At 72.3% G+C, this 21,511-nt stretch carries 19 protein-coding genes; 10 read left to right on the forward strand and 9 right to left on the reverse strand.

Features of this window, described 5'->3' with window-relative positions; all coding sequences use genetic code 11:
- Window positions 1-14: 14 nt before the first annotated feature.
- A complete protein-coding gene (locus ABH937_RS10355) occupies window positions 15-1,499 on the reverse strand; it encodes an MFS transporter (protein WP_370217989.1) in 1,485 nt (494 codons plus the stop codon).
- A gap of 219 nt (window positions 1,500-1,718) precedes the next feature.
- On the opposite strand from ABH937_RS10355, the gene ABH937_RS10360 reads away from it, so the two are divergent.
- The 3 genes from ABH937_RS10360 to ABH937_RS10370 are packed head-to-tail and all read left to right on the forward strand — an operon-like array spanning window position 1,719 to window position 4,926.
- Window positions 1,719-2,627 carry a DMT family transporter gene (locus ABH937_RS10360; RefSeq protein WP_370217991.1) on the forward strand — a complete coding sequence of 303 codons (909 nt, stop codon included), beginning with the start codon at window positions 1,719-1,721 and terminating at the stop codon, window positions 2,625-2,627.
- A gap of 38 nt (window positions 2,628-2,665) precedes the next feature.
- Complete coding sequence (locus ABH937_RS10365; RefSeq protein WP_370217992.1) at window positions 2,666-3,541, forward strand: AAA family ATPase; 876 nt, start codon at window positions 2,666-2,668, stop codon at window positions 3,539-3,541.
- Window positions 3,538-4,926 (forward strand): VWA domain-containing protein, encoded by a 1,389-nt coding sequence (locus ABH937_RS10370; protein ID WP_280693226.1) that lies wholly within the window; start codon window positions 3,538-3,540, stop codon window positions 4,924-4,926. The genes ABH937_RS10365 and ABH937_RS10370 overlap by 4 nt, the downstream gene beginning before the upstream one ends.
- On the opposite strand, the gene ABH937_RS10375 is transcribed toward ABH937_RS10370, so the two are convergent.
- Window positions 4,904-5,800: a LysR family transcriptional regulator gene (locus ABH937_RS10375; RefSeq protein ID WP_280693225.1), complete on the reverse strand. Its 897-nt coding sequence runs from the start codon at window positions 5,798-5,800 to the stop codon at window positions 4,904-4,906. The genes ABH937_RS10370 and ABH937_RS10375 overlap by 23 nt on opposite strands.
- 125 nt (window positions 5,801-5,925) lie before the next feature.
- Between ABH937_RS10375 and ABH937_RS10380 the strand changes: the two genes are divergently transcribed.
- The gene (locus tag ABH937_RS10380; protein ID WP_280693224.1) at window positions 5,926-6,303 is read left to right on the forward strand and encodes a nuclear transport factor 2 family protein; all 378 of its coding nucleotides are present in this window, start codon (window positions 5,926-5,928) and stop codon (window positions 6,301-6,303) included.
- Window positions 6,304-6,347: 44 nt separating this feature from the next.
- Here ABH937_RS10380 and ABH937_RS10385 read toward each other — a convergent pair whose 3' ends face one another.
- A complete protein-coding gene (locus tag ABH937_RS10385) occupies window positions 6,348-8,249 on the reverse strand; it encodes a galactose oxidase early set domain-containing protein (protein ID WP_280693223.1) in 1,902 nt (633 codons plus the stop codon).
- A gap of 142 nt (window positions 8,250-8,391) precedes the next feature.
- Between ABH937_RS10385 and ABH937_RS10390 the strand changes: the two genes are divergently transcribed.
- Window positions 8,392-10,743, forward strand: coding sequence for a Dyp-type peroxidase (locus ABH937_RS10390; RefSeq protein ID WP_280693222.1), 2,352 nt, complete (start codon window positions 8,392-8,394; stop codon window positions 10,741-10,743).
- Here ABH937_RS10390 and ABH937_RS10395 read toward each other — a convergent pair.
- Window positions 10,727-10,861 carry a hypothetical protein gene (locus tag ABH937_RS10395; protein WP_280693221.1) on the reverse strand — a complete coding sequence of 45 codons (135 nt, stop codon included), beginning with the start codon at window positions 10,859-10,861 and terminating at the stop codon, window positions 10,727-10,729. The genes ABH937_RS10390 and ABH937_RS10395 overlap by 17 nt on opposite strands.
- A 75-nt stretch (window positions 10,862-10,936) precedes the next feature.
- On the opposite strand from ABH937_RS10395, the gene ABH937_RS10400 reads away from it, so the two are divergent.
- The gene (locus ABH937_RS10400; RefSeq protein ID WP_280693220.1) at window positions 10,937-12,382 is read left to right on the forward strand and encodes an MFS transporter; all 1,446 of its coding nucleotides are present in this window, start codon (window positions 10,937-10,939) and stop codon (window positions 12,380-12,382) included.
- 40 nt (window positions 12,383-12,422) lie between these two features.
- Here the strand turns inward: ABH937_RS10400 and ABH937_RS10405 are convergent, their stop codons facing one another.
- The 4 genes from ABH937_RS10405 to ABH937_RS10420 all read right to left on the reverse strand — a co-directional run bounded on the left by ABH937_RS10405 (window position 12,423) and on the right by ABH937_RS10420 (window position 16,507).
- Complete coding sequence (locus tag ABH937_RS10405) at window positions 12,423-13,706, reverse strand: sugar ABC transporter permease (RefSeq protein WP_370146661.1); 1,284 nt, start codon at window positions 13,704-13,706, stop codon at window positions 12,423-12,425.
- Window positions 13,707-13,777: 71 nt separating this feature from the next.
- On the reverse strand, window positions 13,778-14,557 hold the full coding sequence (locus ABH937_RS10410; RefSeq protein ID WP_280693219.1) for an ATP-binding cassette domain-containing protein: 780 nt from the start codon (window positions 14,555-14,557) through the stop codon (window positions 13,778-13,780).
- Window positions 14,558-14,608: 51 nt separating this feature from the next.
- The gene (locus ABH937_RS10415; protein WP_280693218.1) at window positions 14,609-15,709 is read right to left on the reverse strand and encodes a sugar ABC transporter substrate-binding protein; all 1,101 of its coding nucleotides are present in this window, start codon (window positions 15,707-15,709) and stop codon (window positions 14,609-14,611) included.
- A gap of 129 nt (window positions 15,710-15,838) precedes the next feature.
- Window positions 15,839-16,507: a transglycosylase SLT domain-containing protein gene (locus ABH937_RS10420; protein ID WP_280693217.1), complete on the reverse strand. Its 669-nt coding sequence runs from the start codon at window positions 16,505-16,507 to the stop codon at window positions 15,839-15,841.
- Window positions 16,508-16,770: 263 nt separating this feature from the next.
- On the opposite strand from ABH937_RS10420, the gene ABH937_RS10425 reads away from it, so the two are divergent.
- From ABH937_RS10425 to ABH937_RS10440, 4 genes are all read left to right on the forward strand, one after another.
- A complete protein-coding gene (locus ABH937_RS10425; RefSeq protein WP_280693216.1) occupies window positions 16,771-18,732 on the forward strand; it encodes a putative Ig domain-containing protein in 1,962 nt (653 codons plus the stop codon).
- A 106-nt stretch (window positions 18,733-18,838) separates the two neighbouring features.
- Complete coding sequence (locus ABH937_RS10430; RefSeq protein ID WP_280693215.1) at window positions 18,839-19,027, forward strand: hypothetical protein; 189 nt, start codon at window positions 18,839-18,841, stop codon at window positions 19,025-19,027.
- Between the two features lie 112 nt (window positions 19,028-19,139).
- A complete protein-coding gene (locus tag ABH937_RS10435; RefSeq protein WP_280693214.1) occupies window positions 19,140-19,694 on the forward strand; it encodes a YceI family protein in 555 nt (184 codons plus the stop codon).
- Window positions 19,695-19,777: 83 nt separating this feature from the next.
- Window positions 19,778-20,344, forward strand: coding sequence for a DUF3515 family protein (locus tag ABH937_RS10440; protein ID WP_280693213.1), 567 nt, complete (start codon window positions 19,778-19,780; stop codon window positions 20,342-20,344).
- 31 nt (window positions 20,345-20,375) lie between these two features.
- On the opposite strand, the gene ABH937_RS10445 is transcribed toward ABH937_RS10440, so the two are convergent.
- Window positions 20,376-21,413, reverse strand: a complete 1,038-nt coding sequence (locus tag ABH937_RS10445) for a LacI family DNA-binding transcriptional regulator (protein WP_280693212.1) — start codon at window positions 21,411-21,413, stop codon at window positions 20,376-20,378.
- Window positions 21,414-21,511 lie beyond the last annotated feature (98 nt).

Below are 21,511 nucleotides of genomic sequence, written 5' to 3' on the forward strand. Positions count from 1 at the left end.
CGGCACGACCGGTGCTACTCCGGCTTGTCGCCGACCAGGGTGCCGCCGGCCACCAGCCCGGCCTGGGGGTGGGCGGGCTCGTCGGCAGGCAGCTCGGCGCCGCCGCCCACGGTGCGGGAGCGCCCCGTCACCGGGATCAGCAGCGCCGCCGCGGCGGCCACCAGCAGCGCGCCGCCCAGCATGGCGAAGCCGTTGGTGTACCCGGCCTCGCGCGGCAGCCCGCCCGGGCCGGGGTGCGAGGTGACCACGCTGGCCATCAGCGCCGCGCCGACCGAACCGCCGATGGTGCGGATGTTGGCGTTCATACCGCTGGCGACACCGGTCTGCTCGGCCGGGACGGCCGACACGATCAGGCTGGACATGGCCGCGAAGGCGAGGCCGAAGCCGACGCCCATCACGCCGGTGCCGACGTACACCTGCCAGGCGTGCTGGTGCGCGTAGGCGAAGATCACCATCGCCAGCATGCCGACCAGGCAGCCGAGCAGCACCACGGTCTTGGCGCCGATCCGGCGGGCCAGGCCGCCGGCGGCGGTGCCGACCAGGAACATCGTGACGGTGGCGGGCAGCAGCATCAGCCCGGAGCGGGTGATGTCGGCCCCGAAGCCGTAGCCGGCCACCGTCGGGGTCTGCACGAACTCCGGCAGGAAGGCGAAGACGGCGTACATGCCGACGCCGATCAGCAGCGCGACCAGGTTGTTGGTCCACACCGCGGGCAGCCGCATCATGTCCATGTCGATCAGCGGCGCGGCCGCCCGTCGCTCGCTCCACACCCAGACCACGGCCAGCACCAGCGCCGCGACCAGCAGCCCGATCACCTTGCCCGAGCCCCAGCCCCACTCGGGCGCCTCGCTGAGCGCCACCAGCAGCGCGACCAGCCAGGCCGAGAGCAGCAGCGCGGGCAGCCAGCTGATCCGCCCCGGGGTGCGCACCGGCGACGGCGGCACCAGGAAGAAGGCCGCGACGGCCGCGACGATGGTGAGGATCATCGGCAGCCAGAAGAGCCAGTGCCAGTCCAGCGCGTCGACGATCGGCCCGGCCAGCACGATGCCCAGGCCCGCGCCGACCGCGCTGAGCGAGGCGATGGTGCCGACCGCGCCGGAGACCTTCTCCCGGGGGTACTCGTCACGCACGATGCCGAAGGCGAGCGGCAGCACGCCGCCGCCGATCCCCTGCACCGCCCGGGCGACGATCATCAGCTGCACGTTGCCGGCCAGCGCCGCCAGCAGCGAGCCGAGGGCGAGCGCGATCAGCGTGCCGACGAAGACCCGCTCCTTGCCGATCATGTCGCCGATCCGGCCCATGATCGGGGTGAAGATCGAGGCGGACAGCAGGTAGGCGGTCAGCACCCAGGTCACGGTGGACTGGTTGGTGTGCAGGTTGGCCTGGATCGTCGGCAGCACCGGCGTCACCAGGGACTGCAGCAGGGCGTACGCGGCGACGCCGGCGGCGAGGACGGCGAAGGTGACTTGGTGGTGGGTGCGCGGCGCTGGGGACGCCATCGGAGCCTCCGGGAAATCGTGCGGTGAAACGGAACGGCCATTCCGATACGGGCTCACCCTAGCCGTTCAGGAATGACCATTCCGTTTTCTTTGCCGAGCTGTGACCGGACTCGAAATCGCCCCGTCCGAAGCGATCACTCGTGGCAAGGTGAGAAGTGTGATCGGCGGCGCGCCCCGGGCGCCTTCGCCGACCCGCGACCACCCGGCGTCTGGAGGCCCATGAACACCCCGCTGGCCGTGCTCTTCGCGCTGCTCACCACGGTGTTCAACGCGCTCGCCACGGTGCTGCAGCGCAAGGCCGCCGGGCGGGTGCCGCTGCGCGGGCTGGGCCGGGGGCTGTTTCCGGCGCTGCTGCGGCAGCGGGTCTGGCTGGCCGGCATGGTCGCGGTGGCTGCCGCCGCCTGCTGCCAGGCGCTGGCGCTGGCCAACGGCCCGCTCTCGATCGTCCAGCCGATCTTCGTCCTGGAGCTGCTGATCGCGCTGCTGCTGGCCGGCGTCATCCTGCGCCGTCCGCTGCCGCCCCGGACCTGGCCGGCCGCCGTCTGGGTCACCGCGGGCCTGAGCGTGGCGCTCTGGGCGGCGGCACCCAGCGGTGACGGCGCACCGGCCGGGTTCGGCCGCTGGCTGCTGGCCACGGTCAGCTGCCTGGGCCTGGTGGCGCTGCTGGTCGGGGTGGGGGCGCGGCGCGGCGCCGGCGCGGTCCGGGCGGCCAGCCTGGCCCTGGCCGCGGCGCTCTGCTACGCACTGACCGCGGCGATGCTCAAGGCCTCGGCACTGGCCTGGCAGCGCGGCGGGCTGACCGCCTTCCTGACGGTGTGGCAGACCTACGGCTTCGCGCTGGCCGGGATACTGGCCCTGTTCCTGCTGGAGAACGCGCTGCAGTCCGGGATGCTGGTCTTCTCCCAGCCCGCGCTGACCCTCGGCGACGCCTGCGCCAGCGTCGCACTCGGCGTGACGCTGTTCGGCGAGCGGATCCGCACCGGCGGCTGGCTGGCGGTGGAGCTCGCGGGCGCCGCGGCCGTCGCGGTCGGCGTGGTGCTGCTCAGCCAGGCCGCCACCGCACAGGAACGCGCGGCGGGCGGGCCGGACTCGCCACTGCGGCCGACGCAGGCGCCTACCAACCGGTAGGGTTTTCGCACACGGCGGCGCGGGGCGGGAGTTGACGTATGGACGAGCAGCGGGAGACGGGCTTCTTCGACTCGGTCGAGGAGGTGTCGGACCGGCTGGCCGAGGTCGGTTACCTGGCCTCCACCGCGGTGGCGACCACGGTCTTCCTGGCCGACCGGCTGGGCAAGCCGCTGCTGGTCGAGGGCCCGGCCGGGGTCGGCAAGACCGAACTGGCCAAGGCGGTGGCCGCGGTGGCCGGCGCCCGGCTGGTGCGGTTGCAGTGCTACGAGGGTGTCGACGAGTCCCGCGCGCTCTACGAGTGGAACCACGCCAAGCAGTTGCTGCGGATCACCGCCGGGCGCGAGGAGAGCTGGGAGCAGGCCAGGACCGACATCTTCGGCGAGGAGTTCCTGCTCCCCCGCCCGCTGCTGACCGCGATCCGCGGCAGCGAGCCGACCGTGCTGCTGATCGACGAGACCGACAAGGCCGACGTCGAGGTGGAGGGCCTGCTCCTGGAGGTGCTCAGCGACTTCCAGGTGACGGTCCCGGAGCTGGGCACCATCACCGCCGAGCGCCGCCCCTTCGTGCTGCTCACCTCGAACGCGAGCCGGGAGCTCTCCGAGGCGCTGCGCCGGCGCTGCCTCTTCCTGCACCTCGACTTCCCCGACCCGGAGTTGGAGGTCCGGATCGTCCGCTCCCGGGTGCCGGGGCTGGAGCAGGTGCTGGCCGAGTCGGTGGTCGCGGTGGTCGGCGCGCTGCGGGCGATGGAACTGCGCAAGGCGCCGTCGGTGGCCGAGACCATCGACTGGGCCCGCACGCTGCTGGCGCTCGGCGCCGACACGCTGGACGACGCGGTGGTCCGGCGCAGCCTCGGCGTGATCCTCAAGCACCAGGAGGACCTGCGCCGGGCCGCCGAGAAGCTGACCCTGGTATGAGCTCCGTCGCCGCGCGGCTCACCTCGTTCGTCCAGGCGCTGCGGGCGAACGCCCTGCGGGTGGGCCCGGCCGAGACGGTGGACGCCGCCCAGGTGCTCGCCGTGCTCGGCCTGGCCGACCGGGAGCGGCTGCGCGAAGGGCTGGCCGCCGCCCTGCTGCGCGCGCACGGCCAGCGGTCGGTCTTCGACGCCACCTTCGACCTCTACTTCCCCAGCCGGGTCGGCGAGCCGGAAGTCGCCCAGCGGAGGGAGGAGCTGACGGTCGAGGAGCTGCGCGAGCAGTTGGCCGCGGCGCTCGCGGCCGGGGACAGCGCGGCCATGGCGCAACTGGCCGCGTTGGCCGTGGGGGCGCTCGGCGCGTTCGGCCAGGCGCCCGACGCACCGGGCACACCCGGCGCGGGCGGCTGGTCGGCGCACCAGACGCTGGACCGGCTGCGCCCGCAGATCCTGCTGGCCCGGGTGCTCGCCGCGCTGCGCGAGGGCCGGGGCGGGGCCCGGCCGAGCGAGCTCACCGAGCGGATCGAGCCGGACGAGATCCGCCGCCGGATCGAGGCCTTCCGCACCCTGGTCGCCACCGAGGCCCGCCGGCGCAGCGCCGAACTGCGCGGCACCGACGAGATCGCCCGCCGGGCGGTGGCGCCCAGCGTCGAGCAGATCGACTTCCTGTTCGCGGGTCGCGAGCAACTGGCCGAGCTGCGCCGGGCCGTGCGACCGCTCTCGCGCAAGCTGGCCACCCGCCTGGCGGCCCACCGGCGCCGCGCGGCCCGCGGGCGGATCGACGTGCGCCGCACGGTGCGGCGCTCCTTGGGCACCGGCGGGGTGCCGCTGCGACCCGCCTACCGGCGCCGCCGCCCGCAGCGGCCCGAACTGGTGCTGCTCTGCGACGTCTCCAGCTCGGTCGCCGGGTTCTCGGACTTCACCATGCTGCTGGTCCAGGCACTGCGCGAGGAGTTCAGCCGGGTACGGGTGTTCGCCTTCGTCAACCGGATCGACGAGGTGACCGAGCTGCTCGGGCCGGGCGGCGGCGACCCGGGCGAGCTGGCCCGGCGGATCCTGGCCGAGGCCACCGTGCTCGGCTACCACCCCTACAGCGACTACGGCTCGGCGCTCGGCGAGTTCCTGGAGCGCTACCGGGAGGCGGTCGGCCCGCGCAGCTCGGTGCTGATCCTGGGCGACGCGCGCAACAACAACCGCGACCCCAACCTGCCGGCCCTGCGCCAACTGGCCCGGCAGTCCCGCCGGGTGCACTGGCTCAACCCCGAGCCGCCCGCCTCCTGGTCCACCGGCGACTCGGCGGCCCTCGCCTACGCGGGCGTGGTCGCCATGCACCCCTGCCGAAACGCCCGCCAGCTGGGCGAGTTGATCACCCGTCTGCTGCCGCTGTGAGCGCCCACCGGGTCGCGAAGGCCCGGAAGCGCCGCCCCGCCGCCGAGGCCGGCCGGTCCGCGTGCCAGGTCAGGCCCAGGCCCCGGCAGGCCTCCTGCTCGGCGAGCGGGACCAGCCGGACGCCGCGGTGGCCCACCAGCCCGTCACCCGCCGGCAGCACCGCCAGGCCCAGCCCCGCGCCGACCATGCCGCGGATGGTGGCGACCTCCCCGGCTTCCAGCACCACCGAGGCGGTCACCCCGGCCCGGTGGAAGAGCTGACAGGTGATCTGCCGCAGGCCGAGCGCCTCGCGCATGATGATGAACCGCTCCCCCGCCAGCTCGGCCAGCCGCACCACCGACCGCTCCGCCAGCGGATGCCGGGCCGGGACCGCCAGCGCCAGCCGCTCCTCACGCAGCGGCAGCCACTGCCAGCCCGGCCCTTCGGGGCGCGGCCCGGTGACGGCCAGTTCGGCCGATCCGTCCTGGAGCAGATCCAGCACGCCCGCCGCGGACTCCTGGTGCAGGGCGAAGGCGGCGCCCGGCGAATCCCGCTGGTAGGCGCCGAGCAGTTCGGGCACCAGCCAGCCGCCGAGCGAGTGCGCGAAGGCCAGCCGCAGGGTCTGCTCAGCGGGGTCGAGCAGCGCGGCGATCCGGTCCTGCGCGGTGTCCAGCTCGGCCAGCGCCCGGCGTACGTGGCGCCGGTAGACCCGCCCGTAGTCGTTGAGCCGCAGCCGGTGCCGGTCGCGGTCGAACAGCGGGGTGCCGAGCCGCCGTTCCAGCCGGACGATGGCCCGCGAGAGGGTCGGCTGCGAGGTGCCGACCAGCGCGGCCGCGTCGGTGACGTGCTCGGTCTCGGCCACCGCGAGGAACCAGCGCAGCTCGTCGATGCTCACCCCGGCATTATGCACGCCACGCATGATCCGCGGCTCGGCACGGCATTTCCGGTACCCGCGCGGGGCGGGAAGACTGACGGCCACGGGCGCCCGACCTCACACACCGTCAAATCCGGAGGAACCTGATGTCCGACAGGACCACCCTGGCCGAGAACTTCCGCATCGGCCTGCGGAGCGCCGACTGGTCGCTGATCCGCTCGCTGCTCACCGAGGACTGCCACTGGACGCTGCCCGGCGACAACCGGATCTCCGGCCAGGTGCACGGGGCCGACGCGGTGATCGAGCGGCTGCGCCTGATCGCGGGCTACGGCGTCCACTTCGACTTCCAGCGCGTGCTGTTCAGCCGAGACAACCTGGCGCTCTCGCTGCACAACACCGCCGAGCGGGACGGCCGGGTGCTGGACGAGTACCTGGCCACCGTCTGCTTCCTCGACGGGAACCGGATCCGGGCGATCGAGACCTACCTGTCGGACGTCCCGGGGATGAACGCGTTCTTCGTCTGACACCCGGCGGTGCGGGGCGCCACCCGGCGCCCCGCACGGTCGGCTCAGAGCTGGCCGCCGCCGGTGGCGGGTTCCAGCTTCACCCACTTCGCCACGCTGGGCACGCCGGTCGCGTCGAGCAGGAAGAGCATGTAGTACCCGGGCGGCGCGGCCGCCGCCAGCAGCGGCGTCTGCAGCGTGAGCTGGTTGCCGCTGCGCCCGGTGATCTGCACCTCGATGTGCCGCTGGCTGGTGTCCACCGAGTGGGTGGAGGTGATCGGCGAGAGCAGGACGGCCCGGGTGACCCGGTCCGGGGTGGAGGTGGTCACCTTGAAGGAACTGTTGTACTGCAGCCCGCCGGTGGGCGCCGAGTCCAGTGCCGGGCGGCTGCCGGTCTGCAGGTACCAGGGCTCGTAGATCTCGAAGGTGCCCGGGTTGCCAGCCGCCGTGTCCGGGTTGTCGGCGATCTGCTGCAGCTCGTCGCCGGTGACGGCGACCCGCCCGTCGGGGAGGATCACCGCGTTGGAGTGGTAGCCGCGCGGCAGCCGCTGCACCGGGCCGAGCCGCCAGTTGCCCTGGGCGTCGCGGACCTCGGTCTGACGGTACTTCAGGTCGCCGTTGGGGTTGAGCGGGCCGTTGCCGTAGTCGCGGATGTCGTAGGCGCCGTTGACGGTGAAGAGCGTGCCGTCCGGCATGATCAGGGTGTCGTCCTGGGTGCGGCCGAACGCCCGCGGCTTCTCGGTGCTCCACTTGCCGCCGGAGAAGAGGTAGGTGTTCGGGTCGTCCCGGTTGCCGCCGAGCAGCAGCATCGAGTCGGGGCCCCGGAAGCCGCCGGGCAGGGCCACCGCGGAGCCGTAGTTGCGCTGCGCGGGGTCGGGGCGCGCCGGCAGGTCGGTGCGGGTCTCGGCCTTGGGGTCGAACTTCCACTGCTCCTTGGCGGTGCGCCCGAAGCCGTAGATCTTGCCGTCGTTCATCGAGAAGAGCTGCGGGTAGTCGGTGCTGAACGGCGCGTCGGCGCCGAACCGGTCCACGGCGGAGACCGGCACCTGGTTGGGACTCAACGGCACGGACACCGACTTGGCCGGGAAGCGCTCCACCACCGGAGTGGGCCAGCCCCAGCCGACCTCGCTCTGCCCGGACATGATCAGCTGTCGGCCGTCCTCGCCGGTCACCACGCTCGGGTACCAACGGCCCACCGACATGTCGGGGTTGCGGGTCCACTGCTCCTTCCAGGGATCGAAGACCAGCGAGAGCTTGGCCCCGGTGCCGAAGGTGCCGCCGAAGTTGCCGCCGAAGACACCGAGCATCCCGTTGGGCAGGAAGGAGTGCCCGGCGCAGAAGAACGGCGCGGGGCGGGTGGCGCCGGAACCGTCGTCCAGCGTGACCGACGGCGGCGGGACGGACTTGAAGGCGCTCGCCCCGGTCCCGGCGCTCGGATCCCAGAGGTAGGCGCGGCCGCGGTTGTCCGCGCCGATGGTCATGGTCGGCGCGGGCTCGGTGGTCGGGTCGGTGGTGATCGGCTCGAACGAGAAGATCAGCACCTTGCCGGTCGGCAGCATGGCGATGTGGTCGCCGTAGTCCAGCGAGGGGAAGTAGTCGGTGAACTTGCCGAACACCTTCGGGTCGAACGCGCCGTTGAGCGTCTGCTGGGTGTCGCGCAGCAGGTTGTAGCGGGCGGTGCGGACCGACTGCGGGTAGGGCGCGTTGGCCCGTCTGCCGTTCTGCGCGGCCCGGTACTCCAGCCGGACCCAGGCACGGTACTGCGCCTCGTCAGGCCCGAGCGCGGCCAGTTCGTCCGGCCGGACCTCGGCCTTGACCTGCTCGGCGGTGAACGTGCCCTGGGCCGGTACGGCGGGATCGGCCAGTGGGGCGGCGAGCACGGTGGTGGTGGCCAGCGCGGAGACGACCGCGCAGGCCGAGAGCACGGCCGCCGCCCGGGCCAACCGGGGCGAGGTGGATCGGGACATGGGACTCCCAAGAGCTAGTGACGGAGTGTTACGAAGCGCATGGATGACGGCCTGTCATCCTGGCACTGTTCGCGTACGCATCGTAACCTTATGATCACGCTCAGCGACAGCAGCAGAGCGGCCCCGCCGACCTGGAGACCGCATGACGACCGACGTCCAGCCCACTCCCCAGCAGCCGACCGCCCGTCAGCCCACCGACCTGTTCCTGCGCGAGAGCGAGGAGATCCAGGGCGACATCCTGGCCGGGTTCAAGAAGGACCAGATGGTCCTGCTCTTCCTACGCTTCGAGGACGGCACGCAGGCCCGCACCTGGCTGCGCCGCCTGACCCCGCGGATCGCCACCACCCGCCAGGTGGCGGCCTTCAACAAGGCCTACAGCGAAGCCCGCAAGCAGTCCGGCGGCGATCCGCAGGGCCTCAAGGCCACCTGGCTGAACGTCAGTTTCAGCTACCAGGGCCTGGCCGCGCTGACCGGCAAGGACCCCTACCCCGATCAGCCCGCGAACACCACGCTCGGCGCGTTCAAGCAAGGCCCGGCCGTCCGCCACGAGTTGCTCGGCGACATCGGCGACAGCAACCCCGACAAGTGGTACTTCGGCAACCACACGGAACGGCAGGCCGTCCACGCGGTGCTCACCATCGCCTCCGACTCGGTGGCGGAACTGGCCAGCGCCGTGGCCGAACAGCGCGAGAGCGCCTCGGAGTTCCGGATCACCGTGCTCTTCCAGCAGGACTGCGCGACGCTCAAGGGCAGCCGCCGGGGCAAGGAGCACTTCGGGTTCAAGGACGGCGTCAGCGAGCCGGGGGTGCACGGATTCGACGAGGAGGACCCGAAGCGGGCCGGCTGGGTCAAGGACCACCCGGGCACCCGGCTGATCAAGTTCGGCGAGTTCATCGCCGGTTACCCGGACCAGCAGGTGACCCGCGCCGGCTTCACGCCGCCCGGCCCGATCGTGCTGCCCGCCTGGGCGACCAACGGCTCGTTCCAGGTGGTGCGCCGGCTCGGCCAGGACGTGCCGGGCTGGTGGGCCCAGGTGGGTGCCCAGCTCCAGGTCCTGAAGAAGGCCAAGGCGGTGGACGAGAACACCACGGTGGAGTGGCTGGCCTCGCGGATGGTGGGCCGCTGGCGCTCCGGCACCCCCGTCGCCAAGTGCCCCGAGGCCGACCGGCCGTTCAACACGGTGGCCGCCAACGACAACGACATCAGCTTCCGCGACGACCCCGACGGCACGCTCACCCCGCTCTTCTCGCACCTGCGCAAGACCAATCCGCGCGACGGCCTGCGCGAGAGCCGCACCGCCGAGCCGTTCGACGAGGATCCGATCATGGACCGGCGCCGGATCATCCGGCGCGGCAGCCCGTACGGCCACCCCTTCGATCCCACTGTCGAGGGACCCGGCGGTGCCGACGAGAAGCGCGGCCTGCTCTTCGTCAGCTACCAGGTGGACCTGATCTCGCAGTTCGAGTTCATCCAGCAGTCCTGGATCGACGCCCCCGACTTCCCGCCCAACCGGGGTGACGCGAACGGGAACGGCAGGACGGGTCCGGACGGCATGGTCGGCCTCGACGGCACCCTGACCTGGGAGCGCGCCGACGGCAAGGAGCCCGTGCCGCTGGGTTTCCACCGCTTCGTGCAGACCGAGGGCTCGGTGTACGCCTTCGTGCCCTCGCTCTCCACCCTCAGGTCGCTCAGCGAGGGCAAGCTGCCGGACACGGAGCGGGTGGAGCCCGGCCGGCCGGTCGACACCTTCCTGCCGATCCCCGACCTGCAGCGCCGCAACGGCAAGAGCCTGTACTACGCGTTCCGCACCCTCGGGGCCGCCCAGCAGTACCGGATCATCTCGATCGCCGACGGCAGCCGGCACGCCGACGCCCTGGAGAAGCCCGACCAGCCGCTCTCCGCCTGGAAGTCGCTGAACGGGGTGACCAACATCGACCTCTTCCTGCCCTATCCGGACATGCAGCGCAAGGACGGCAAGAGCTGGTTCTGGGTCTTCCACTCGGTCAACGGGCAGCAGCAGTACCGGGTGGTCTCGCTCGCCGAGGGCAACCAGGCCGACGTCATGGAGCGCGGCGACGGCCCGCTCACCCGCTGGCAGTCGCTGAACGGGGTGGCCAAGCTCGACTTCGTGATCCCGGTCCCGGACCGCAACCCCCTGAACGGCCAGAGCTGGTACTGGGTCTTCCACACGCTGAACGGCGAGCAGTTCTTCCGGGTCATCACGATCGACCACAGCACCCGGCACACCGACGTGCTGCAGCGCGAGGACCGCCGGATCTCGCAGTGGCAGGAGGCCTTCAAGAACATCGACCGGGTCACCACCGTCCTGCCGGTGCCCGACGAGCAGCAGCCGACCGGCCTGAGCAGCTACTGGGTCTTCCACCACGACCAGTTCCGGACGATCAGCATCATGGGCGACGACCGCCACGAGGACCGGGTCGTCGTCGAGGACCAGCCGGTGACGAACTGGAAGTCGCTCACCCAGTCACGCTGACCGCCTCTCTCCCGGACACCACCAGCCGGTCGACCAGCGCCTGGTCGGCCGGCTGGCCGCGGTGGACCCGAGGCCCGCCGTCGAACGCGTTTTCGCCGAGCACCACCATCGCGAACATCTCCCCTATCGAATATGTCTGCCAGCGATGTAATCTGAAGCCGATAGATCCGGTCAGCGACAGAACGGTCCACCCATGCCCGTACGCGAGCGCCCGGCCCCGCCGCACCCGGCACCCGGCCTGCGGCTGCGCACGCTGCTCACCACCGAGCGGGCCCGCCCCGACGCCGTCCGGGAGCACCGCTGGGCGTGGCGGCTCGCCGTCGGAACGGTCTGCTTCGGCGCGTTCATGGGCCAGCTGGACGCCAGCATCGTCACGCTCACCTACCAGCCGCTGCGCACCGAGTTCCACAGCACGCCGGCCGGGGTCGAGTGGGTGTCGCTCAGCTACCTGCTGACCCTGGTGGCCTTCCTGGTCCCGGTCGGCCGGATATCCGACGTGCGCGGCCGCAAGCTCATGTACCTGTACGGCTTCGCGGTCTTCACCGCCGCCTCCGCCGCCTGCGGACTGGCCCCCGGGCTGGCCGCACTGGTCGCCTTCCGGGTGGTCCAGGCGGTCGGCGCGGCCATGATGCAGGCCAACAGCGTGGCGCTGGTCACCACCAGCGCCCCACCGGGCCGGATGCGCTCCGCGCTCGGGATCCAGGCGGCCGGGCAGGCGATCGGGCTCGCGCTCGGGCCGACCGTGGGCGGTGCGCTGGTGAGCACCCTGGGGTGGCGCTGGGTCTTCGGGGTCAACGTCCCGATCGGCATCATCGCCCTGGTGGCGGGCCACTACCTGCTGCCGCGCACCCGGCAGTGCGCCACCGGCTCGCGGATCGACGGGCCCGGCGTGCTGCTGCTCGGCGGCTCGACCACCGCCGCGCTGCTCGCGCTCTCGGTCGCCTCCGGGCTCGGCCCGCCGGCCTGGACCGCGCTGCTGCCGGCCGCCGTGGCCGTCGCCGCCGGCTGGGCCTTCCTGCGGCGCCAGCGCCGGTGCGCCAATCCGCTGGTCGACCTCGCGCTGCTGCGCACCGGCCGGCTCGGGCCGGGCCTGCTGGCCGGCCTCTGCGGCTACCTGGTGCTGTTCGGCCCGCTGGTGCTGGTCCCGGTGGAGCTGGCCCGGCGCGGTGGCGGCGCGCTGACCACCGGCCTGGTGCTCACCGCCCTGCCGCTCGGCTTCGCGCTCGCGGCCACCACCGCCGACCGGCTGCTGCCCGGTGCCTGGAGCGACCAGCTGCGCAGCCGGGTGGGCGCGGCCGGCTGCGTGGTCGCGCTGACCCTGCTGACGGTGCTGCCGCCGACCGCCGCCCTGCTACCGCTGTCGCTGGCACTGCTGGGCCTGGCGCTCGGGGTCTTCGTCCCGGCCAACAACACCCTGGTGATGCGGGCGATCCCGACCACCTCGGCGGGCACCGGCGGTGGCATGGTCAACATGACCCGGGGCCTGGGCACCGCGATCGGGGTCGCCGCCGTCACGCTGGCCCTGCACCTGGGCGGCGGCGGCACCGGGGCCCGACTCGCCGCGCTCACCCTGCTGGCCTTCGCGGTCCTCGCCCTCGCCACCACGCTGCCCCGCCGCAGCCGTGCGGCCCAGGTCTGAGGGACCTGGGCCGCACGGGCCGATCGTGCCGATCGTCGGGTCAGGCCCGCCCCGCCGCCTTCTGGGTGCGCCGGGCCAGCGAGTCGATGACCACGGCGGCGAGCAGCACCAGACCGGTGATCATGAACTGGATCGCGTTGCTCAGCCCCTGGATGTTCATGCCCGACTGGATCGAGCCGATCACCAGCGCGCCGAGCAGCGCCGACCAGGTCTTGCCGCGCCCGCCGAAGAGGCTGGTGCCGCCGATGACCGCGGCCGCGATCGCGTTCATCAGCAGGTTGCCGCCACCGGAGGTCTGGCTCGCGGACTGGATCTGCGCGGCCAGGAAGAGGCCGCCGACCGCCGCCATGGTGGAGCAGATCATGAAGACGGTGATCCGGATCCTGGGCACGTTGATACCGGCCCGCCGGGCCCCCTCGATGTTGCCGCCGAGCGCGAAGACCTGGCGCCCGTAGGTGGTCCGGCGCAGCACGAAGTCCAGCACCACGATGAAGATCAGGAAGATCAGCAGCGCCAGCGGCAGGCCCTTGTACTGGTTGAGGGTGTAGGCGGCGAGGTAGGCGACCACCGCGAGGGCGACGGTGCGCAGTGCGATCTCGGCGACCGGCCGGGACGGGATGCCGGCCGACCGGCGCCGGGTGGCGTCCAGCAGCGAGGCGCCCAGGAAGAGCAGCACGCCCGCGGTGGCCGCCCCGTAGGCGGCGGCCTGCTGGCTGTAGATCGTGCTGTAGAGCCGGGAGACGATGTCCGTGCCGCTGAGGTTCACCGTCCCGCTGGTGCCCAGGATCTGCAGCATCAGACCGTTCCAGCCCAGGTTTCCGGCCAGCGTGACGACGAAGGCGGGCACCCCGACCCGGGCGAAGAAGGTGCCCTGGATGAAGCCGACAGCCGCCCCGCTGACCAGCGCGCACAGCAGCGCGACCCACTGGTTGACACCGTGGGTGACCTCCAGCACCGCGTAGATCGCGGCGCAGAGCCCGCTGACCGAGCCGATCGACAGGTCGATCTCGCCGAGCAGCAGCACGAAGACCACGCCGATCGCGATCATCCCGGTGCCGACGATCTGCTGCGAGAGGTTGGAGAGGTTCTGCGCGGACAGGAAGGTGCTGTTCAGGCTGCCGAACACGGCCCAGATCACTACCAGCGCCAGGACCACCGGCAGCGAGCCCAGCTCACCGCTGCTCAGCCGGCGGCGGAACTCGCCGAGGTAGCCCTTCACGCCCTCCTGGCGGACGATCAGCCGCGGGTCCACCGCCGGGGTGGCCTCGGAGGCCACCGGGACGGGCGCATTGACGCCGCCGGTCGGGAAGGACTCCTCCGGCAGCTTGCGCCGCCCCTCCTCGTGCCGTCCCTCGGTGAACCGCCCCTCGTCACCCGGGGTGTTGGGATCGTCGGTCACTGGTCGCCCTCCGTACCACGGGCCTGACGGCGGGTCACGGCATTGTCCGTGGCGCCGGTGATGGCTGAGATGATCTCTTCCTGGGAGGTCCCGCGCCGGTCGAAGATCCCGTTGTTGCGGCCCAGCCGGAGCACCGCGATCCGGTCCGCCACGGCCATCACGTCGGCCATGTTGTGGCTGATCAGGATCACCCCGAGGCCCTGCCCGCTGAGTCGCTCGACCAGGTCCAGCACCTGCGCGGTCTGCTCGACGCCGAGCGCGGCGGTCGGCTCGTCGAGGATGACCACCTTCGGCGAGCCGATCAGCGAGCGGGCGATCGCCACCACCTGGCGCTGACCGCCGGAGAGCGAGGCGATCGGGATCCGCACGCTGGGGATCCGGATCGACAGGGTGTCCAGCAGGGTCCGGGAGCGCTGCTCCATCGCGACCTCGTCCAGCACGCCGAAGCGCCTGATCTCGCGGCCCAGGAAGAGGTTGGCGACCACGTCCAGGTTGTCGCAGAGCGCGAGGTCCTGGTAGACGGTGGCGATGCCCAGCTGCTGGGCGTCCTGCGGCCGGTGGATCGTCACCGGCCGCCCCTCCCACTCGATCACGCCCTCGTCCGGCTGGTTGACCCCGGCGACCGCCTTGACCAGGGTCGACTTGCCGGCGCCGTTGTCGCCCACCAGGGCGAGCACCTCACCGGCCCGCACCTCGAGCTCGATGTGGGTCAGTGCCTGCACCGCTCCGAACCGCTTGGAGACCCCGCGCAGGGCCAGCACCGGTTGACCGGCCATGGGACCCGCTCCCTTCTGATAGCCCGGCAGAGTGCGCTCGCCTGGGAGCGGTCAGCTGAGGCCGGCCGCCGTGCAGTCGGCGGCGTACTGCGGCGTGCAGATCTGCGGGACGGTGTACAGGCCGTCGGCCACCACGGTGGTCTTGATGTTGTCCTTGTTCAGCACGACCGGGGTGATCAGGTCGGACTTCACGCTGGTGCCGCTGCCGCTGGTCGCGGTGGTCGGGGCCACCGAGCTGGACAGCGCCTTGCCCTGGGCGAGGTCGACCGCCATGGTGCCGGCGGTGTCGGCCTCCGGCTTGTAGGGCTTGTAGATCGACATCGTCTGGGTACCCGCCAGGATCCGCTGCACCGCGTCCAGCTGGGCGTCCTGGCCGGTCAGCGGCACGCTCAGGTTGGCGGCCTGCAGCGCGGTGGCGATGCCGGCGGCCATGCCGTCGTTGGCCGAGTAGACGCCGACCACGTTCTGCCCGCCCAGCGCGGTGATCGCGGCGGCGGCCTCCTGGTTGGCGTTGTTCGGGTCCCAGTTCGGGGTGTCGTACTCCTTGCCGATCTTCAGCTTGCCGTCGATCACGCTGTGCGCCCCGGCCTTGAACTCGCCGGCGTTCGGGTCGGTGGGCGAGCCGTTGATCATGACGATCTGGCCGCTGTTCGCCTTGCTGCCCACCGCCGTGACCAGGGCCTGGCCCTGGAGCTGGCCGACCTTGTTGTTGTCGAAGGAGACGTAGGCGTCCACCGGCCCCTGGGCCAGCCGGTCGTAGGCGACCACCTTCACGCCCGCGCTGTGCGCCTTCTGGACCGAGGACTGGATCGCCTTGGCGTCCACCGCGTCCAGGATCAGCACCTGGTCACCCTTGGTGAGAGCGGTGTCCACCTGGGTCTGCTGGGTGGTGGCGTCCTGGTTGGCGTTGTAGTAGTCGATGGTCGCGTTCGGGTCCAGCGCCATGATCTGGGCCTCGATCAGCGGCTTGTCGAACTGCTCGTACCGGGTGGTCTTGGTCTCCGGCAGCAGCAGGCCGATCTTGATGGCGGACGTCGAGCTGCTGGCACCCGCGCTGCTGCCGGAGCTCTTGGCGCTGCTGCAGGCACTCGCCCCGACGGCGAGGCCGAGGATGGTGGTGGCGATGGCCGCCCGGCGCAGAACGATTCTCATGAGGATGCCTCCAGTGGTCCGGTCACCCCCGGCTTCGAGTCTGTGAAGCCGGAGATGGCCACCACCAGCCGGACTGCGCCGAACGGGAGGCAGTGTCACTCTCTTGATGGTGCGTCAGGGCCAGGGGGCCTACTGGGCGAGCGCGGTGGCCGCCTTGGCCCAGTTGGCGTGCAGCTCGTCCAGGTAGGAGCGGGCGGCCGGGCCGGGCGAGGTGCCGCGGGCGATGGCGAGCATGTTGCCGGCTCCGGCGTTGTAGCCGAGGGCCAGCAGCTCGTCCTTGTCGAGGGCGGCGGCCGGGTGCGCGGGCAGCTGGGCGGCCAGGTCGTGCAGGAACCAGGCGGCCGCCTCGATCGCCAGGTCAGGGTCGTCGGGCAGTTCCTCCCAGCGGCGCCCGGCGAAGTCACGGCCGACCTTGGTGTCGTCGAAGGCGGCCTTGTGCATGTTGGCGATGCCGAACGCCGCGTCCGGTTTGAGCTGCTGCCAGGCCCGCTCGACGGCCGGGTCGTGCGGCTTGTAGGACTCGTTGTAGAGGATCGCCATCAGCAGCTGGGGGTCGATCCCGGCCTGGCCGGCCCGGCTGCGGACCTGGGCGGCGAAGCGGGCAGGAGCGTAGGCGTCGGCGGACGGGGACGCTGCGGGCGACCCGCCGGGGCTCGCGGCGCCGGGCGGCGCGGTGGTGGCGGCGCTCGGGTGGGCCGCCCCGGCGGTGCCCTGGCCGCCGCCGTGCACGCCGTGCACCACGATCCCGAAGGCCAGCACCGCGACCACGCCGACCACCGCACGCCCGTACCTGCGCAACGCCCCCACCCGACCTTCCGTCTCGACCCGCCACCGCCATCCTGCCCGATCGGGTCGGCGCGGCTCAGCCCAGGTCCCGCAGGTTCGGCAGCCGGTCGCGCCACAGCTGACGTGTGCTCAGGTCCGGCGGCTCCGAAGGACTTTACTGAAGCTTTATCAGCAGCCCTGGGATTAAAACCGTGTGACATGTGCAATGGTACAGCGTCCGCCGACCGGACCGGTGGGGGCCGCCGCCTTCACCGCACACCGAGAAGGGAATTCTTGTGACCGCACTCCCCACGGGCGCGCCACGCGGGCGGAGGCTCTTCGGCTCCGCGCTGCTCGCCCTCGGGCTGGCCCTCACCGGAGCTCTGGGAACCGCCGCCACCGCAGCACAGGCCGACAGCACCCAGCAGGCCGCCGACCCGCATCCGGCCTCGGCAGGCTGGGTGCAGACCCATGGCAGTTGGGTGCAGATCCAGCCGGGCCACCCGCACGCCGCCGCCAGCGCGCCCACCGGCGCCGCCACCGGCCCCAGCACCGGCGACCCGCGCCCGAACGCCGACCCGGCGCCCGGCCACACCATCGTCCCGGTCAACAACGGCCAGCCGAACCTGGCCTACCGCGGCGGCCAGGACTCGGTGGGCGTGACCTCGGGGCCGCCCAAGGTCTACGTGATCTACTGGGGATCCCAGTGGGGCACGGCCGGCACGGACGCCAGCGGCGACACCACGCTCTCCAACGACCCGGACAGCGCCGCACCGTACCAGCAGGACTTCTTCAAGGGCCTGGGCAGCAACGGCGACGCGTGGAGCGGGGTGCTGACCCAGTACTGCGAGAACGTGGCGAGCGGCAGCGGCAGTTGCCCGGCGAACGCCTCGCACGTCGGCTATCCGCAGGCCGGCGGCACGCTCGCGGGCGTCTGGGTGGACAACTCCGCCGCCGCGCCCGACCGGGCCACCGAGCCGCAGATCGCCGCCGAGGCGGCCGCGGCGGCCAAGCACTTCGGCAACACCAGCGAGGCACAGAACCGCAACGTGCAGTACGTGGTGACCACCGCCAAGGGCTCGGACCCGGACAGCTGGCACGAGCTGAACAGCTGGTGCGCCTGGCACACCTTCGAGCGCTCCTCGTACGGCACGCTGGCCTACACGCTGATGCCGTACCTGACCGACTACAAGTACTGCGGCACCAACTGGATCAACCCCGGACCGCGCGGGCGGCTGGACGGCTGGTCGATCCTCGGCGGCCACGAGTACGCCGAGACCCTCACCGACCAGAACGCGATGGGCGGTTGGATCGACCCGGCAGGGCAGGAGAACGGCGACAAGTGCGCCTGGATCACCGAAGGCACCCCCGGCGGGCTGTTCAACCTGCAGCTGTCCACCGGCGCCTTCGCCGTGCAGACCACCTGGTCCAACGACCAGCACACCTGCTCGGGCTCGCACCCGGTGGAGGCGAATCAGCCACTGGTGGTGAGCACCATGTGCGACCGCACCGCGCCACCGGGCAAGCAGGTGGAGCTGCCGGTGATCGCCGCCGACACCGCGTCGGGCAAGCTGCGCTACCGCGCCGACGGCCTGCCGCACGGTCTGCGCATCGACCCGCGCACCGGTGTGATCCGCGGCCGCACCGACGACCGCGGCTACCACGACGTGACGGTGACGGTCCGGGACGACGCGGGCAACCAGGCGAGCACCCGCTTCTGGTACGGCTTCTTCACCACCGGTGAGTACGGCTGCCTGGGCATCGAGCAGATCGTCGACCCCGGCTTCGAGGTGCCCACCGATGTCAAGGGCAACTACCCCGGCTGGTGGACCCAGTCCGCGCCCGGCATCATCACCCAGTCCACCGCCCACCAGCCGCGCTCGGGCCAGGGCTACGCCTGGCTCGGCCACAGTGCCGCCACCGACGACTCGCTCTCCCAGGGCGTGGAGACCACCCCGGGCTACACCCGGGCGAGCCTCTCGTTCTGGCTGCACGTGGACTCGACGAACACCTCGGCGCAGGCTCAGGACACGCTGAGCCTGGAGCTGGACGACCAGTACTCGGGCAAGCAGATCGCGGTGCTGAAGAACTGGTCGAACCTGGACGCGACCAACGGCTACGTGCCGGTCTCGATCGACCTGACGCCGTACGTGGCTTCGGAGTTCGGTTCGACGGTGATCGTGAAGTTCACCTCGCACGTGACCGGGAGCGCGCAGACCGCGTTCCTGATCGACGACACCTCGTTCCACCTGAGCTGATCCGGCCCGCCCGGCTCCGGGCCCCCGTGCGACGGCGAATCCACGGGGGCCCTGTGGCGCGGTTGAGCGGCCGCCGGCCGGGTAGGCGGGGGGCGAGGTGAGGATCATGAGCATCCCGTTCCCTGCCGATCCGGACGCCGCTCCCCCGCATTCGCCGATCCCGCCGGAGCCGCTGCCGCCCGTGCCGGGGCCGCCCGCGCCCAGGCCCCCGGTGCCGGGTCCCGACCCCACCGGGCCCGCCCCGGGCGAGCCGGAGCCCGACGAGCCGTCGGAGCCGACCCGACGCCGCCGCTGAGTCCGTTCGGTCCCGCGCGCCGTGGCCACCCGGAGCGGGTCCGCACCTACCGTGGTGCCGGGGCCGCCGCTCCGGTGCGCCCCGGTGTGACTCGGACTGATCTGGAGGAACCATGAGCAACACCCCGCTCACCGAGCTGACCGGCGAGTACGTCCTGGACCCCGCCCACACCAGGATCGGCTTCTCGGCCCGGCACGCGATGGTCACCAAGGTTCGCGGCTTCTTCAAGGAGTTCGAGGGCCGGGCACACCTCGACGGATCCGATCCCACCAAGTCGAGCGTGACCGTGACCATCAAGACCGCCAGCATCGACACCGGCAACGAGCAGCGCGACGGTCACCTGCGCACCAACGACTTCCTGGACGCGCCGAAGTTCCCCGACATCCTCTTCAGCTCGACCGGCATCGAGGCGCTGGGCGGCGACCGCTACCGGCTCAACGGCAACCTCACGGTCAAGGACGTGACCCGCCCGATCGGCCTGGAGGTCGAGTTCGACGGCAGCGCCCGGGACCCGTACGGCAACCTTCGGGTGGGCTTCGAGGGCTCCACCACGATCAGCCGCAAGGACTACGGCATCACCTGGAACGCCTCGCTGGAGGGCGGCGGCGTGCTGGTCGGCGACAAGGTGACGCTGGAGTTCGACGTCTCGGCGATCCGCCAGGACTGAGGCGATCAGCGGGGCCGAGCCACCGGGACCGAGGAGCGCACCCGAACGGCCCGGGCCTCATGAGCGCCGGTTACCATCTCCCGGTGTCCCATACCCAGCGCGCTCGGCGCGCCCTGCAGGCCTTGCCCGCGCCGGTCCGCTGGCTCGCGGCGCCGCTGGTACTGCTCGCCTGCACCGGCGCGGTGCTGATGACCGACGGCACGTACCAGCCGCCGGTCACCGCGCCCAAGCCCGCGGCCGCGGTCTCCGGCTTCTGTGCCGCGTTGATCAAGGCACTGCCGCCGACCCTGCTCGGCCACCCGCGGGCCGACCCGGCCGGCTCGCCGTACGTCGCCGTCTGGCAGACCTCACCCCGCACCGTGCTGCGCTGCGGGGTGGCCCGGCCCACCTCGCTGAACAGCGTGGCGAACCAGATGTCGACCGGACCGAACGTCGACAACCTGCAGTGGTACCTGGAGCAGGACGGCCACGGCGGCTACCGCTTCACCACCACGCTGCGCGCCGCCTACATCGAGGTGGCCGCGCCGGCCCGGGCCACCGTCAACCCGACCGACGCGCTCGCCGTGGTCTCGCCGACCGTGCTGGCCACGGTTCCCGACCTGAGCGGGCAGTTCACCCCGGATCAGGACACCGAGCAGGGCTCGCAGTAGTCCTGACGGAGCGTCAGGGCGGGCGTCGGCGTCACCCGGAGTCGCGCACCACCAGCTCGGTGCCAAGCACCAGTTGGTGCCTGGGGCCGCCCGGTTCGGCGATCTCGTCCAGCAGCAGGCGGACCATGGTGCGGCCCAACTCCGCCGTCGGCTGGCGCACGCTGGTGAGCGGCGGATCGGTGTGCCGGGCCACGATCGAGTCGTCGAAGCCGACCAGCGCGACGTCCTCGGGCACCCGGCGGCCGGCCGCGCGCAGCACCTGCAGCGCGCCGGCGGCCAGCACGTCGGAGGCACAGAAGACCGCGTCCAGGTCGGGGACGCGGTCCAGCAGTTCGCGCATCGCCGCCCGGCCGCCCTGCTCGGTGAAGTCGGCCAGGCCCACCAGGTCGTCCGACCCCGCCCGCCCTGCCTCGGCCAGCGCGGCGCGGTAGCCGGCCAGCCGGGCCTCGGCGACCTCCATGTCCAGCGGCCCGGTGATGGTGGCGATCCGCTCCCGCCCGCCCGCCAGCAGGTGGCGTACGGCGGCCCGGGCGCCGCCCAGGTTGTCGGCGGCGACGTAGCTGAGCGGCTCGTGGTCGGCGCGCCGCCCGGCCAGCACCACGGGGATCCGCAGCTCCTCCAGGGTGCCGGGCAGCGGGTCGTCGCGGTGCACGGCGACCAGCAGCACACCGTCCACCCGTTGGGCCCGCAGGTACGCCGAGAGCCGGTCGCGCTCGCGCTGGTCGCGGACCAGGACGAGCAGCAACTGCAGCTCCGAGTCGGCCAGTTCCGCGCAGACACCGCTGATGATGTCGGCGAAGTACGGCTCGGAGAAGAGCCGGGTCTCGGTCTCGGGCACCACCAGGGCGATCGCGTCGGCACGCGAGGTGACCAGGGTGCGGGCGGCCCGGTTGGGCACGTAGCCGAGTTCGGCCACCGCCTGCTCCACGACGGCCCTGGTCCGGTCGCTGACCCGGGGCGAGCCGTTGACCACCCGGGACACGGTGCCCCGGCCGACACCGGCCAGCACGGCCACCTCCTCCAGGGTGGGGCGGTGCGCGCCGGGGCGGCGTTGTGCGGTGGAGCTCATCGATCACCTCGGGCGACGGTCACGGGGCGGAACCGGGCCATTGTGGCAGGCCGTCCTGATCGCCGACCGGGCGCCACCGCCCTTGGGAGCGGTTCCAC

It is taken from the genome of Kitasatospora sp. GAS1066B (assembly GCF_041262605.1).
Lineage (GTDB): Bacteria > Actinomycetota > Actinomycetes > Streptomycetales > Streptomycetaceae > Kitasatospora.